The organism is Dyadobacter jiangsuensis, from assembly GCF_003014695.1.
Lineage (GTDB): Bacteria > Bacteroidota > Bacteroidia > Cytophagales > Spirosomataceae > Dyadobacter > Dyadobacter jiangsuensis.
The window spans coordinates 158560-171599 of the sequence record NZ_PYAS01000017.1 but is presented as its reverse complement, the minus strand read 5'-3'; the positions used below and the strand labels follow the sequence as shown (position 1 = coordinate 171599).

Sequence of the window (13040 nt, the reverse complement as noted above, 5' to 3'; positions counted from 1 at the left end):
GCGCAGCGGGTTTCACTTACTGCCCGCCAACCTGGATTATGTGGAACCAAACCAATGTTTCCCGCGTGCTGGGAATCGACTATCCGATATTGCAAGGCCCGTTCGGGGGCAATCTGTCGTCTGTGAAACTCGTTTCGACGGTCTCCAACCTCGGCGGAATGGGCGGGTACGGCGCTTATATGCTCACACCCGATGAAATCATAGCACTGGATAGGGAGCTGAAACAAGCGACCGCCAAGCCCTATAATATTAACCTCTGGATTTCCGACACCGACTTTCCCGCCGGGGAGGTTTCGGAAGAACAATTTGCAAAGGCCGCAGCGCTGGTGAAGCCGTTTTTTGACGAAGTCGGGGCTCCTTTGCCCGCGAAACCCAAAGCTTATCCATCCCGTTTTGAGAATCAGGTCGATGCATTGCTAGCCGCGAAGCCACCGGTTTTCAGCTTTATCTTCGGCCTGCCTTCGCAAACCATCCTGGAAGATTTTCGCAAAAAAGGCATCAAACTCATCGGTAATGCCACCACGCTCGACGAAGCGATTGCATTGGACAATGCAGGCGTGGATGTCATTATCGCCTCCGGTTTCGAAGCGGGCGGTCACCGGCCGTCGTTTCTGGAATCGCCCGAGGCATCGCTCACAGGCACCTTTGTGCTTGTGCAGCAGATCCGCGAAAAAGTGAAAACGCCGGTCGTGGCTGCGGGAGGTATTGCCGATGCCCGTGGTGTGGCGGCCGCATTCACCCTGGGAGCGGAGGGCGTGCAAATAGGTACCGCGTTCCTCGCCACCGAAGAGTCCGGCGCCAGCGAATATCACCGGAACCTCCTCCGTTCGGACGCGGCGCGTTACACCACTTTGACCAAGGTTTCGACAGGCCGCCTGGGCCGCGGTATCCGCAGCCGTTATACCGAATCCATTGCCGGGCATAATGATGAATTGTTGCCCTTTCCCCTGCAAAACCAGTTCATCGTGCCGCTCCGAAAAGCCGCTACCGAAGCGCAGCAATACGACCTGATCATGTTTTGGGGTGGGCAGATCGCGTCGGTATTGAAGCATACCAGCGCGAAAAAGTTGTTTGAAACGATTGTCGAGGAAGTGCCTGGGTATTTGAAATAATCGAAGCCCCGGAACGTGTTCATTGAGGTTTGCAAAGTTCAGTCGGGCTTCATTTTAATACCGCGACATTATTCTGATCATTCACATCGAGCATGTAGGACAATGGGTCGAGCACAATAGCTACCGACGAGGCAGGTACCACAATTTCGATGACCGAACGTTCTTTTGAAAAATGGTGCTTCTGCAAGTAAAGAGGCTTCGGCGGGATGATGTTGGGCATTATTTGCTGATCGAACACGGCAATATCGACAGCGTCGTCTGGCCTGAGCGGCACGGGTTTGCCAGAGGTTTCGTCAGTTTTAAGGATATTGACTTCCAATGTTATCAGCTGCTGTTTGTTGGGTAATGGTTTATTGGACAGTATTTTGATGCCGTTGTCGAAAACAATTACCTTCTTGAATAGCTCGTCGATCAGCCGCGCCTCGGAGGCATTTGCGCCCCGTTTCAATGCATCGATCAGGTAGGCAGGATCCGGTTTTCGCAACGGGTAGCCATATTGTGTCACGAGCTCCCGCAATGCGCGGTTCAAATGTGTTTCTCCAAGCATTTCTTTGAGACGAAACAGTGCCAATCCGCCTTTCTGGTAATGTACAAAAGGCTGGTCTGTGGTTTGCCAGAGCGGAATCTCCTTTTCGGCGATGGCGCTGCGGTAGGCGAAATAGAGCTGAGAATCCTTCAACTGGTAAGGACGGAGGTACATTTTGCCAAACCGTTTTTCGGTCACCATCGCTTCGGTGTATTTGGCCAGCGATTCCGTGAGCAATGCATAGCCCGGGCCTGCCGGGGCCACAACCCGTCCTGCCCACCATTGATGCGCCGTTTCGTGCGCAGTGGTAGCATAGGTGAAGTTGAAACCGGTGCTGTCACTCAGGTTGCTCGTGAAATTGTTCCGCTCCTGGCTGAAAATAAGGCCCGGGTAGGCCGTGGCCGAGCCGGGATAATGCGGGATTTCAGCCAGCGTGAGTTCTTGGCGCGGATAAGAGCTAAAATTCGCGTTGCCGTAATCCACAGCGTCTTTCATAGCCAGCATCATCGCGGGGACATTTTGCAGGTGTTTCGGGTGGTGGTAAATCCGGAACGTGATACCCTTGTACCTTTCCGTTTTCACTGCATAGCGTGCCGAGCTCAATGCAAGCATGTAAGGGATCGGTTGTCGGGATTGATATTGAAAATAGCTCCGCCCTGCACGCTCCCAGCTTTTCACCAACGAGCCGACCGTAACTGCCTGCTGCGTGGCTTCGGTGGAGATGGTGTTTTGAAAATCAATAAAATGGTACTCGTGATCGGTCGAATGGAGGTTCTTGCGCACGGGTAGCCCGTTTTGCCGTCGTTCTTCCGCATCTTCAATCTCATAGGCTGCCCGGTACCCGAAATGCGGCAGGTATTTCTCCAATTCAATGTAAGAGCCGTTGGCGGCAACCGAATGCTCACTGTTGAAGTTTTTAAATGCCGACCGGTCGGCGCGGATCGCAAAATGGATCGTCATTTCCTGGCCGGGAGCGAGGAGGCGGTCGGGGCGGTACCGGTGCTGGCCGAAGGTTTCGTCCGACGATACGAGCGAAGCATGTTCGGGTGCCAATTCCACCAGCTCAATGTCGGGATCGATTCCGATGCATAGCCTTGCAATCGGTTGTCCCGATTTGTTTTTAATCCGCATAGAACCCTTCACGGTGTAATAGTGACCGGAAGGGAAAAGGTCGGTTTGCAGGTTGACAGCCACCACCACCGGCTGCGGGAGGCTTTCAAGCGGCTTGTACTTGCGTTCGTACCGCGCTTGCCATTGCGTATCGGTCGTTCCCGTGCGGTTATGGGCCGAAAGGCCGGTTTTGAACTGAATGAAAAAGCCCGCCCCGATAGCGAGCAGCGCACAGAGCGACGCAAATACGAGGGCGCGTCGCACACGCATAATGCTTGTATGTATGCGTCTGTGCCTGCGTGTGTAACCCGGCCATATGCGCGTCGCGATGCCCGCGAGGGCCAGTGCGACCAGCGTCCAGTAAAGCATGTACCAGTTAAAGGACAAGCCACTGTGGCCGAAGCCGTCAAAATCGGAGTAACGCAGGCGCGGGGCAGTGGCGAAACGCGTGAGGTAGCTTTCGAGGCCGAGTTTCCTGCCGAAGATGAAAATGCCGATCACCAGGCCGCTGGCGAGCATTCCCAGGTATTTGTTAGGAACGACTGTCTGGATAAATATGATCAGGATGGCGTAAAGCACCAGCGGAAGACCTGCGTAGTAATAGAGTGAGAAATAGGTGCCCCATTCAAAATATTCAAATCCTGAAAACCATTGCACAGCCGTGCCGATGGCAATGTGCACGGTGATCAGGGCCAGAATCCAGACGATTAACGCGATGGATTTGGCCATGGCGAATACCGTAACCGAAACTGGCGTTGAGAAGATCAGTGGCCGGATTCCCGTCGTTCTTTCCCGGTGAATCAACTCAGAAGCATAAAATATAATGAGCAGCAACGCAGGGCGAACTGCTACTAACTGTTCGGCCAGGATACCGCTGGTGGCGTAGCTCCGCACACCATAGGGCCCGTTGGAAAGGTTCTCAAACAGCTCTACCGCATTAAAAAACACCCATAACGCGAAGATGAGGCTCGTTATGACCGGGCTGAACAGTGTTTTCGTTTCGAGCCCGAGAATCCGTCCAAACACCTGCCAGTGATAGAACTGTCCGCTGGTACGGGTGCCGATGGTCCGGTAGGTAATGGCGGATGTCGTTTGGGCGATTGGCGTACGGGTTGCGGTTGTATCCTTTTCAGACAGAACCCTGAATTTGAAACGGTTGTACGACCATCCCAGCATGGCCAGCGAAATCGCGGTCCATAGCAAGCGATTGGCAACGAACATGGGTGTCATTGGAAACAACTCCTGGTTACGCCGCCAAACGGGCCAGTTCATCGTTTCTCCAAAAAATGCGGTTAAACCGAAGGGATCAATCAGTACCGACAGCCAGCCCGGGCCGCCCGGTGCCGGTATGGAGCCGGCCATCACAGGCGAATTGCCCAGAATGGAGGCCGTGAAATAGATGATGAACATCAAAACACCGGCTGTGTATACCCACCGGACATTGCGTGTGAGCAGCGCCGTGGCAAAAACAATGCTGCAACAAAACACGATACCCGGCAGACCGAACAGCAGCAATGGTACCACATAATAGGAAAGATGAAAAGGCCCTAACCGCTCGGGCGGAGCGACGAAGGTTACCATGGCCGTGCCCGCCGTCGCGAGGCACGTTATGAGGAAGACGGCGGTAAGCAATCCTGCCAGCCGTACAGCGAAGTAGGGGAAACGACCGATCCTGGTGGTGAAAATAAGCGACTCCATGCCGTGCTGGGCATCGCGCAGCACCACGGCCGCGCATGCGAGGGTACTCACGAAGATCATAAACAGGGAAAGCAGGCAAATGATGAAATTGATCACGTGCGGTGCATTCCGGTGTATTTCGTCACCTCCAAAGTTGCCGAAGGGCATCAGCACGCCCAGGAGGAGAAACAGCAATGCGGCCATGCGAAAGCTGATCTGCCGGAAATGGTAACCCATTTCGAAACGAAGTGTGGTGGCTAACATGGCTGCACCTCCTTCCGGCCTATGCCCGGGAGCGTGGCAAAATACACATCTTCCAAGCCCGGATCGAATGCCTCGAAAGCGTTACCGGGGCATACGTCCGCGAGCACGTGTACCTGAATGCGCCCGGCCACCCTGCGTGTGGAAATTACGTCAACGGTGGCCTGCATTTCGGTGAGCTCTGCCGGTGTGACGGTTTTGCGCCAGAGCCGGCCTTTCAGCGAATGCGTCAGCGCTTCGGGTTTGCCTTCCAGTACCACGCGGCCGGAGGCCAGCACGGCCATTTGCGGACAGAGGTCGTGCACATCGTCCACAATGTGCGTCGAGAGAATCACCACAATATGCTCGCCGATTTCGCTCAGCAGGTCGTGAAAGCGGTTGCGTTCCGAAGGGTCCAGGCCTGCCGTGGGTTCATCCACAATCACGAGCTGCGGGTTGCCCAGTAATGCCTGCGCAATACCAAAACGCTGGCGCATTCCGCCCGAGAATGTACTCACGGCCTGCTTGCGGTGTTGATAGAGGTTGGTGCGCTGCAACAACGCGGCCACTTGTTCCCGGCGGTCTGTTTTGTGGATCAAGCCCTTCAATACGGCCAGGTGGTCGAGCAGGCTTTCCGCAGAAACCCCCGGATATACACCGAAATCCTGCGGCAGGTAACCGAGCCTGCTTCTCAGCCAATCGGTTTCACGGGCGATATCCTGCCCGTCGAAGGTGACGAGCCCGCTGTCGGCCTGGGTGAGCGTGGCCAGGATACGCATGAATGTCGACTTACCTGCTCCATTAGGGCCGAGTAACCCGAACATTCCGTTCGGTATTTCGAGCGACACATTATCGAGGGCACGGATGCCGTTCGGGTAGGTTTTGGAAAGTCCCTGGATTGTTAATCTTTGCATGACATGGCTTTTGAAGTTTCTGCTTCAAAGATGCCGGCCATTTTATGCGCATTCAATTAATAATGAGCAATGTGAATGTGGTAGTGACGAATGCATTTGGTAGCCTGTTTTTGTCCCTTTTTTACCAATATCACCAGAATCGCGACGGTCGTCATTAATTTTTGAAGTCGGGCGCGTGTTGCGGTTTATTTGCAGGATGGTAGTTATAGAAAAAGTAACGGGCGCATTGTCCCGCCGAAAAGATAGCTTGCTTTACCTGGGCTTGTTCTGCTGGATTTCGATCGGGTTTACGATCGGGCGGGACGATTACTGGGAGACGTATGCGCAATCGCTGCTGGCCTCGCTGGTGCTATGGTCGCCCGTGCTCGCGGTCACGTGGGTGCGTGAAGGAAGCGGCGAGGGGCGTTTCGCCGGGCGTAACCGCCGGATCTGGCTGGGGTGCTTTTTTGGGTACCTGCCGATATTGCTGGTGGTTTCGGGGGCGCAGCTGAGCCCTGGCCAATTGATATGGCCGGTGGTGTTTACCGGCGGGCTTTGCATTGCGGGGCTGGAATGCGTGCTCGTGGTGGAAAGCCAATACGTCGGCCGGTTACGCGAGGTGAAATGGGTGCGGAAGCTAAGCCTGGAAAAAGCCGTGCTGATGAGCATTACCGGGCTCGCGCTATTGTTGGGGGCGATGGCGGTATCGAGTCTGGATAATCCGCTGTACCACTCCGGCAAGCAGCTGCTCGTCGGTTTTGAAATACACTTTTTGAAAATAGCGGCCCGTTTCCCCACGTTTCTCAGCTATTCACTGCAACTGCTGGTCATGTATCTGGCGGGGTATTTTTTCTTCTATCTCAACAGTCGCTGGCTTGTCCCTGTCGTACTGAAAGAGCAGGGAATCCTGCATTATGTCCTCTGTTCGGCAGCTTTGGTAGGCGTCTTTTACCCGTTATGGGGACAACTACTCGCCAGCTTACCATTCAGTAAAGTGCTGGGCGGGGTGTTTTCGGCTAATCCGTTTGTAGCGGAAAACGCGTTTGGGGCAATGCTGATATTGCTGATCAGCTTGCCGGTGTTGCTGGCTATCCAATGGGCCAGGCAAAACAGCCTGATTACAGCCCTGCAACACGAAAAGTCCGTGGCCGAGCTCGATCTCTTGAAGCAGCAGTTGAATCCGCATTTTTTCTTCAATACACTCAACAACCTTTATGCATTAAGCCTGCAACGTTCCGAGCAGACGCCGGAAAGTATTTTGCAGCTGTCGGAACTGATGCGCTATGTGATTTACAAGGCCAAAGAACCGTTTGTGCGTATGGAGGATGAGGTTAAATACCTGAAAGATTATATTCAATTACAAAAAATCCGGTTGAAAAGAAGCCTGGATCTGCAATTTGAAGAAGAGATAGAGGATGGCACTATCCGGATCGCCCCGTTGCTGCTGATCGTGTTCGTCGAAAATGCATTCAAACACGGCGTCGAAAATGCGGAGAACGATGCATTCCTGCGCATCAGCCTCAAAGCGGATCAGCGTTTCGTACGTTTTGTCTGCGAAAATTCATACGAACCAGCGACGGATGCGCAAACGGGCATCGGATTGACTAATTTGCGGAAACGACTGGCATTACTTTACCCCGGAAAACACCGGCTAACCACCAGTGCGGAGAACGGAGTGTTTACAGCCAGCCTGGAAATTGACCTGCTATGAAATTACGATGCCTGATTGTCGACGACGAGCCGTTGGCCCATGATGTGATCCTGAGGTACCTCGAAGATATCCCGTTCCTCGAAAAGGCGGGGCAATGCTACCTGGCCACCGAGGCATTTGCATTTCTCAATCACCACGCGGTAGACCTTATTTTCCTCGACATCCGCATGCCGAAGCTCAGCGGTCTCGACTTCCTGCGTACGCTCAACCAGCGGCCATTGGTGGTTATTACATCTGCCTATGAGGAGCACGCGCTGGAAAGTTTCGAACTGGAAGTGGTCGATTACTTGCTCAAACCGTTTCGCTTCGACCGTTTTCTGAAAGCCGCCAACCGCGCTTTGGAGCAACATACCTTGCGCAGGCAGGCGGTTGCATCGCCCGCGCCACCCGTAGCCGCGCAGGAGGCGGAGCCATTGTATATCAAATCCGACAAGAAGCTGGTTCAAATGCAGCTGGATGACGTGTATTATCTTGAAAGCCTGGGTAATTACGTGAAAGTCTGGGGCCGCGACCAGTTCCTGCTGACCCAGCGCACCCTGGGAAGTTTCGAGGAGCAGCTGCCTGCCGACGCGTTCATCCGCATCCACAAGTCTTTTATATTGAACAAAAAATTCGTACATTATATCGAGGGCAATATGATCCGGCTCTTAAACGGAAAGGTATTGCCGCTTGGTAAAACGTTTAAGCATGTGATCAAACTGTTTCCTGGCTGATCCTTGAAATTTTGCCGCTGGCTGGATATATTTGTTTATACACGAATTGAAAGACACCACCCACGCACCAAGATGAATTCACTCGATTACTTACGCGAAGAAATCAGAACCTATTACCCCGAATCGAAGGAGCTACAACTTTCAGAGGCATTCGACGGGCAGCGACGGTTCAATTTTTATTTTGAAATAGCCCCCGAACAACGCCATTTACTGTACTTGAATTGGGATGGTGATATTGATGGTTTTACCCTGAAATGCCTTGAATTTCCTGACGCCAACCTGTTGAAGGAACTGGCTGATGCCTACACAGAAAAAGGCTCCAAAATGTTCAACATCGGCCAGCCGGTTGCCACGCTTTCCTTTGTTTATCAGGGAAAAGATAATCTGAGGGTACGTAACTATAAGGGCAAGTCGCACATCGATTCCCACGAAATATCGGCGAGGAGCCTCATGTACGCGGTGAACCCGTTTGAATGAGGCGCGGTGTAACGATGTTCCTGGATGTTCATACCCACAATCCGTCCACCGACCCGAATATACTGGCCATCGAAAACCGGCATAGCGGGTTTGGAGAGCCTGTCGGGAGCGCGTACCTAAGCGCCGGGCTGCATCCCTGGTACATTCGTCCGGAAACGCTTGCTGATGATTTGGACCTGCTGCGCCGTTATGCCGCTCAGTCGCAGATTGTCGCCATTGGCGAATGCGGCCTCGATAAGCTCACCGCAACGGATTGGGATACGCAATGCCGCGCATTCGAGCGGCAGATCGCGCTGGCCAAAGAACTGGGCAAACCGCTGGTGATCCATTGCGTGAAAGCGTTCCAGGAATGCCTGCATTTTTTGAAGGACGTTCGAGTACCGGTCATTTTTCATGGGATCAACAACCGCCTTTCGGTGATCCGGCCGGTGATCGACGCGGGCTATTTCCTGTCGTTTGGAAAGGCACTGCTGCACCCTAATGAGGCTATTCTGGAGACATTCAGGGCGGTGTCGGCGGATCGGCTTTTTCTCGAAACAGACGATACCGGTTGCAACATCCGTGAAATCTACAAAACCGCCTCACGGCTGCGGAATATTCCCGAAAAAGAGATTGCTTTGCAGCTCGAAACGAATTTTGGTAAAGTATTTAAGCAATGATGGAGGATTTTTCCTGGCTTTCCAGGACGGAGTTATTGATTGGAAGGGAAAACCTGGTGAAGCTCAGCCAGGCGCATGTGCTGGTGATCGGTTTGGGCGGTGTAGGATCGTTTGCAGCCGAATTCATTTGCCGCGGAGGGGTAGGGACGATGACCATCGTCGATGGCGACGTGGTAGACCCCACCAACCGCAACCGGCAATTACCCGCATTGGCGACGAACCACGGCCAGAGCAAGGCCGATATCATGGCGGAGCGCCTCAAGGCGATCAACCCCGAGCTGACCCTGCATGTGGTGAAGAGCTTTGTGACGCCGGACGCCGTGGGGCAAATCCTTGATGTAACCCATTACGATTACATTGTCGACGCGATCGACAGCGTCACACCCAAGCTGACTTTCCTTACGCAAGCGTACAAGCACAACATGCGTATCGTGAGCTCAATGGGGGCGGGTGGGAAAATGGATCCCACGCAGCTGAAAGTGGTCGATATTTCGAAGACGTATAACTGCCCTTTCGCGCAGCAGGTCAGGAAAAACCTTAAAAAGGCAGGGATTTACAAAGGTATCAAAGCTGTATTCTCGACCGAAGAGCAAATCCGCGAGTCATTAATCCTTACCGACGGCAGCAATTATAAAAAATCCGCCTACGGAACGATGCCCTACCTCCCTGCGATATTCGGAGGAACCTGTGCATCGGTAGTGTTGCGGGACTTGATTGGAGCGGACTATTAATGCACGGTTTTTACACCAACGTCTTTCTTCGAAGACAGTTTCCGTGATTTAAGAAAGGTGCTGAATTCTTTTTCTTCCTGGTCAGTCAGTTTTCTGTCGCTCACCACGAGGTCCTTTTCGTCCACTTTTGTGAAGTCTATCATCTGTCGATTTGATTAGATAACTTGTCTTAAATAATTCTTGGTCAGCATCATTGCTTCCCGGGTATCGATGAACATCCTGTTTGGTCCGAAAAGCTTGGCGCCGAGCGTATTCTGGTAATGCTCAATGAGTTGTGTTTTGGGTACGAAAGAAACAACTCCGTCGTATTTCAGGTTAAAAGACAACTGGCATGCAGCTGCAAACAGGTTCCCGGCCACACCACAATATAGCTTATTTTTTCCTTTATTCCAGCTCACATTCTCAACTAAATGCATATAAATATGGTCGCCCTTATCGGTAAGACTCACTAGTCCGTGTACGGTACCTGGCTCTTGGAGCAACTCTATTTTTAGAATCTGCCGATCCTTACGACAGAGTTCCGAGTGCCAGTCAAAAAGCCAGTCAGCGGCTCTGATTTGGGAACGTTTGGTACTTTCAGCACAATTGATGCACGTGTCGAACACTTCGCCGGTGAGAGAATGTTGAATAGAACCGGTAAAATAGAGCGAATGGCAGGCAATGCGTTGCGGTTGGCTTGAAAGCATTGCCGAATATATCCGACCAGATAAGCGAAGATCTAATCCGATGTACAGCGAGCATCAACGGATGATCAAACGGCAGAGAGGGCTATCTCCTGAGCACTCACAATTTCCGAAGTGGTTGTTAACATTTGTTAAAGACCGGGCGGACGGTCTTTAAGGCGGTGTTATTCGGGGAATTCCATTTCGGTTTCGGAGAAGTGGCAGAGGCCGTCGAGGAGCTCGCTGAGTTTCGATCCGGTTTCGGACAGCGTATATTCGACGCGGCTTGGTACTTCGCGGAAATTGTCGTTGCGGATGATCAGCTTGTGCTGTTCAAGCAGTTTCAGGCGATCCGCTAAGATATTGTCGCTAATGTGTTTAAGGTCTTCTTTCAGCGTCGAAAAGCGGTTGTTGCCTTCTTCAATGCTGAACATTACTTCGGTAAGCCACCGTTTGCTAAGCAGGTTGATCAGTTCGTTCAATGTGCATTTCTCTTCCAGGAACGTCTGGTTGTAGTAATTAGTCGAGGTCAGTTTTCTCATAGTGTTAAGCTCATTTATATAGGAGCTACTCACAATTTACACAGATAATGGTCGCTTGTCAACACGAAGGAGTAGGGGTGTGCGTGGCGTTTGAGAATCTATTGTGCATTATTTTGATAAAAAAGATAAAAATAGTGGGGTATATATCCCGGAAATGAGTCTCATCTAGAAAAAGTGACAGCTACCACGAGATGAGACCACGCATTACTCCTGATGAAGCTCAGAAACTTTGGAATGATTACCAGTCGGGCGACATGTACGCACTGGCGAACATCATGCAGGGCTACTATTCCGACCTGTTCCATTGGGGCCTGAGGCTGCATGGCGAGCGCGAATTCGTAAAGGATTGCATTCAGGATATGTTCGTGAACCTCTGGAAAACGCAGCAGTCGGCGGGGGCGGGGTCTACCGGAGTGGTTTCGAATGTGCGTTCGTACCTGCTCGTGGCGCTCAAAACGCGGATTTTGCGTGAGTTATCCAAAAAGCATGTCACGCATCAGTCGATGCTATCGGACGAGTATTCGTTTTCGGTGGAGTTCTCTTCCGACCTCCGGCTGATCGACGAAGAACATGAAATATACCAGGTAAGGAAGCTCGAAGGTGTGCTTAACAGCCTTTCGGGCAGGCAGAAAGAGCTCATTTACCTGCGCTTTTACCAGAGCCTGAGTTTCGAGCAGATCGCCGAGGTAATGAGCCTGAGCCGGCAATCCGTTTATAATCTCCTGCAAAAATCGCTGGGAAGCCTGCGGAAGCATTACGACCTGAGTTCATAAGCTCTGCCTATCACCGGGCGTATAGTGTATAACGTAACAGAACTAAAACCGGAATGAAGCCTTACGAATCGTATACCGTCGAAGATTTTCTGGAAGACGAGAGTTTCCGAAAATGGGTGCAGGGCCAGGGCACGCAGGAAATGTTCTGGCTGTCTTTCCTGGAAAAGTATCCCGGCCGTCGGGATGATTTCCGGCAGGCGGAACACCTGATCCGCGCAGCGAATGTGGACGGCGAGTGGATCAGTGAAAAGGAAATTCGTGCTGAAATTGAGCGGTTTATTGAAAATGCAAGCGGGAAGGAAGAGCATTTGGAAATCAGCTTTCCTGATGACGACGAAGAGGAGGAGAGCGGCCGCACCATTTTCTGGAAAAGATGGCTGATGGCAGCCGCTGCGGTACTTGCCCTGGGAGCTGGAATTGGCTGGCATTATTATCAAAACAATGAACCTGAGCCTCGCACGGCCGCTATCGGCACAAGTCCGACCAATCTCGTAACCACCCGCAACGATACGGACAAGCCATTGCTAATCCATTTGAATGACGGTTCGGAGGTGACGCTGAGCCCGAGAAGCCATCTGAAATATCCATCGGAGTTTGCCGATAGCGCCCGCGTAGTGTATTTGACCGGAGAGGCGGTTTTTTCGGTGAAGAAACAAGGGCAGACGTTCATGGTGCACACCGGGAAAGTAGTCACCAAAGTACTCGGTACCCGGTTCGTGGTGAGTGCATTCGACGACGACCGGAATATTACCGTGCAGGTGCAAACGGGTAAGGTGTCGGTGTATGTTGATAAGCCTTCGGAAAAGGAAGTGAAGGGTTTGATTATCACGGCCAATCAGGCGGCAGTATTTGAGAAAAGTGCCAATCAGCTTTCGAAAACGCTGGTTGAAAACCCCGAAAAACTGCCGAATAATGCCGTTGAAAGCATTTTGAAATACGATGAAGTACCGCTGCCGGTGATATTGAGGGATATGGAAAAATCGTACGGTATCCCCGTCCAGTTCGACGCCGACAGCTTTTGGGCCTGCAAAATAACGGTGGCTTTCTCCGACGAAAGCATGTATGACAAACTGAGCATTCTCTGCAAAACTGTTTCGGCCAGCTACGAGATCGTCGACGGACAGATCATCGTCAGCGGCAAGGGTTGCAGCAAATGAAAAATGGCAGTGGGTTTCACTGCCATCAAGGTCGGATCACGAGCGGCCACTCGCCAA

At 52.2% G+C, this 13040-nt stretch carries 13 protein-coding genes; 8 read left to right on the top strand and 5 right to left on the bottom strand.

Annotated features, from left to right (window positions below):
* Positions 1 to 38: 38 nt before the first annotated feature.
* Positions 39 to 1112, top strand: coding sequence for an NAD(P)H-dependent flavin oxidoreductase (locus CLV60_RS28940; protein ID WP_106598893.1), 1074 nt, complete (start codon positions 39 to 41; stop codon positions 1110 to 1112).
* Between the two features lie 49 nt (positions 1113 to 1161).
* Here CLV60_RS28940 and CLV60_RS28935 read toward each other — a convergent pair whose 3' ends face one another.
* Entirely contained in the window at positions 1162 to 4689 is a 3528-nt protein-coding gene (locus CLV60_RS28935) for an ABC transporter permease/M1 family aminopeptidase (RefSeq protein WP_106598892.1), read from the bottom strand.
* Positions 4683 to 5579 (bottom strand): ABC transporter ATP-binding protein, encoded by an 897-nt coding sequence (locus tag CLV60_RS28930; RefSeq protein ID WP_106598891.1) that lies wholly within the window; start codon positions 5577 to 5579, stop codon positions 4683 to 4685. Before CLV60_RS28930 ends, CLV60_RS28935 begins: the two co-directional genes overlap by 7 nt.
* Positions 5580 to 5775: 196 nt before the next feature.
* Here CLV60_RS28930 and CLV60_RS28925 point away from each other — a divergent pair, with 196 nt between their 5' ends.
* From CLV60_RS28925 to CLV60_RS28905, 5 genes are all read left to right on the top strand, one after another.
* On the top strand, positions 5776 to 7269 hold the full coding sequence (locus tag CLV60_RS28925) for a sensor histidine kinase (protein WP_106598890.1): 1494 nt from the start codon (positions 5776 to 5778) through the stop codon (positions 7267 to 7269).
* Positions 7266 to 7982, top strand: coding sequence for a LytR/AlgR family response regulator transcription factor (locus tag CLV60_RS28920; RefSeq protein WP_106598889.1), 717 nt, complete (start codon positions 7266 to 7268; stop codon positions 7980 to 7982). The genes CLV60_RS28925 and CLV60_RS28920 overlap by 4 nt, the downstream gene beginning before the upstream one ends.
* 72 nt (positions 7983 to 8054) lie before the next feature.
* Positions 8055 to 8459 carry a hypothetical protein gene (locus CLV60_RS28915; RefSeq protein ID WP_106598888.1) on the top strand — a complete coding sequence of 135 codons (405 nt, stop codon included), beginning with the start codon at positions 8055 to 8057 and terminating at the stop codon, positions 8457 to 8459.
* Positions 8456 to 9118, top strand: coding sequence for a TatD family hydrolase (locus CLV60_RS28910; RefSeq protein WP_106598887.1), 663 nt, complete (start codon positions 8456 to 8458; stop codon positions 9116 to 9118). The genes CLV60_RS28915 and CLV60_RS28910 overlap by 4 nt, the downstream gene beginning before the upstream one ends.
* Positions 9115 to 9849, top strand: coding sequence for a tRNA threonylcarbamoyladenosine dehydratase (locus CLV60_RS28905; RefSeq protein ID WP_310589406.1), 735 nt, complete (start codon positions 9115 to 9117; stop codon positions 9847 to 9849). The genes CLV60_RS28910 and CLV60_RS28905 overlap by 4 nt, the downstream gene beginning before the upstream one ends.
* On the opposite strand, the gene CLV60_RS34380 is transcribed toward CLV60_RS28905, so the two are convergent.
* The 3 genes from CLV60_RS34380 to CLV60_RS28895 all read right to left on the bottom strand — a co-directional run bounded on the left by CLV60_RS34380 (position 9846) and on the right by CLV60_RS28895 (position 11053).
* Positions 9846 to 9992, bottom strand: coding sequence for a hypothetical protein (locus CLV60_RS34380; protein ID WP_170118892.1), 147 nt, complete (start codon positions 9990 to 9992; stop codon positions 9846 to 9848). The genes CLV60_RS28905 and CLV60_RS34380 overlap by 4 nt on opposite strands.
* A 12-nt stretch (positions 9993 to 10004) precedes the next feature.
* Positions 10005 to 10535, bottom strand: coding sequence for a hypothetical protein (locus CLV60_RS28900; protein WP_146151615.1), 531 nt, complete (start codon positions 10533 to 10535; stop codon positions 10005 to 10007).
* A gap of 161 nt (positions 10536 to 10696) precedes the next feature.
* On the bottom strand, positions 10697 to 11053 hold the full coding sequence (locus CLV60_RS28895) for a winged helix-turn-helix transcriptional regulator (RefSeq protein ID WP_106598884.1): 357 nt from the start codon (positions 11051 to 11053) through the stop codon (positions 10697 to 10699).
* A 191-nt stretch (positions 11054 to 11244) separates the two neighbouring features.
* On the opposite strand from CLV60_RS28895, the gene CLV60_RS28890 reads away from it, so the two are divergent.
* The gene (locus tag CLV60_RS28890; RefSeq protein ID WP_106598883.1) at positions 11245 to 11826 is read left to right on the top strand and encodes an RNA polymerase sigma factor; all 582 of its coding nucleotides are present in this window, start codon (positions 11245 to 11247) and stop codon (positions 11824 to 11826) included.
* A gap of 53 nt (positions 11827 to 11879) precedes the next feature.
* Positions 11880 to 12983 (top strand): FecR family protein, encoded by a 1104-nt coding sequence (locus CLV60_RS28885; RefSeq protein WP_106598882.1) that lies wholly within the window; start codon positions 11880 to 11882, stop codon positions 12981 to 12983.
* The last annotated feature ends 57 nt before the right edge of the window (positions 12984 to 13040 follow it).

Bases quoted from the DNA above. Each gene is read 5' to 3' on its own strand.
- CLV60_RS28925 (WP_106598890.1), top strand. From the start codon at position 5,776: ATGGTAGTTATAGAAAAAGTAACGGGCGCATTGTCCCGCCGAAAAGAT.
- CLV60_RS28885 (WP_106598882.1), top strand. From the start codon at position 11,880: ATGAAGCCTTACGAATCGTATACCGTCGAAGATTTTCTGGAAGACGAG.
- CLV60_RS28895 (WP_106598884.1), bottom strand. From the start codon at position 11,053: ATGAGAAAACTGACCTCGACTAATTACTACAACCAGACGTTCCTGGAA.
- CLV60_RS34380 (WP_170118892.1), bottom strand. From the start codon at position 9,992: ATGATAGACTTCACAAAAGTGGACGAAAAGGACCTCGTGGTGAGCGAC.
- CLV60_RS28940 (WP_106598893.1), top strand. From the start codon at position 39: ATGTGGAACCAAACCAATGTTTCCCGCGTGCTGGGAATCGACTATCCG.
- CLV60_RS28930 (WP_106598891.1), bottom strand. From the start codon at position 5,579: ATGCAAAGATTAACAATCCAGGGACTTTCCAAAACCTACCCGAACGGC.
- CLV60_RS28910 (WP_106598887.1), top strand. From the start codon at position 8,456: ATGAGGCGCGGTGTAACGATGTTCCTGGATGTTCATACCCACAATCCG.
- CLV60_RS28920 (WP_106598889.1), top strand. From the start codon at position 7,266: ATGAAATTACGATGCCTGATTGTCGACGACGAGCCGTTGGCCCATGAT.
- CLV60_RS28905 (WP_310589406.1), top strand. From the start codon at position 9,115: ATGATGGAGGATTTTTCCTGGCTTTCCAGGACGGAGTTATTGATTGGA.
- CLV60_RS28935 (WP_106598892.1), bottom strand. From the start codon at position 4,689: ATGTTAGCCACCACACTTCGTTTCGAAATGGGTTACCATTTCCGGCAG.
- CLV60_RS28915 (WP_106598888.1), top strand. From the start codon at position 8,055: ATGAATTCACTCGATTACTTACGCGAAGAAATCAGAACCTATTACCCC.
- CLV60_RS28890 (WP_106598883.1), top strand. From the start codon at position 11,245: ATGAGACCACGCATTACTCCTGATGAAGCTCAGAAACTTTGGAATGAT.
- CLV60_RS28900 (WP_146151615.1), bottom strand. From the start codon at position 10,535: ATGCTTTCAAGCCAACCGCAACGCATTGCCTGCCATTCGCTCTATTTT.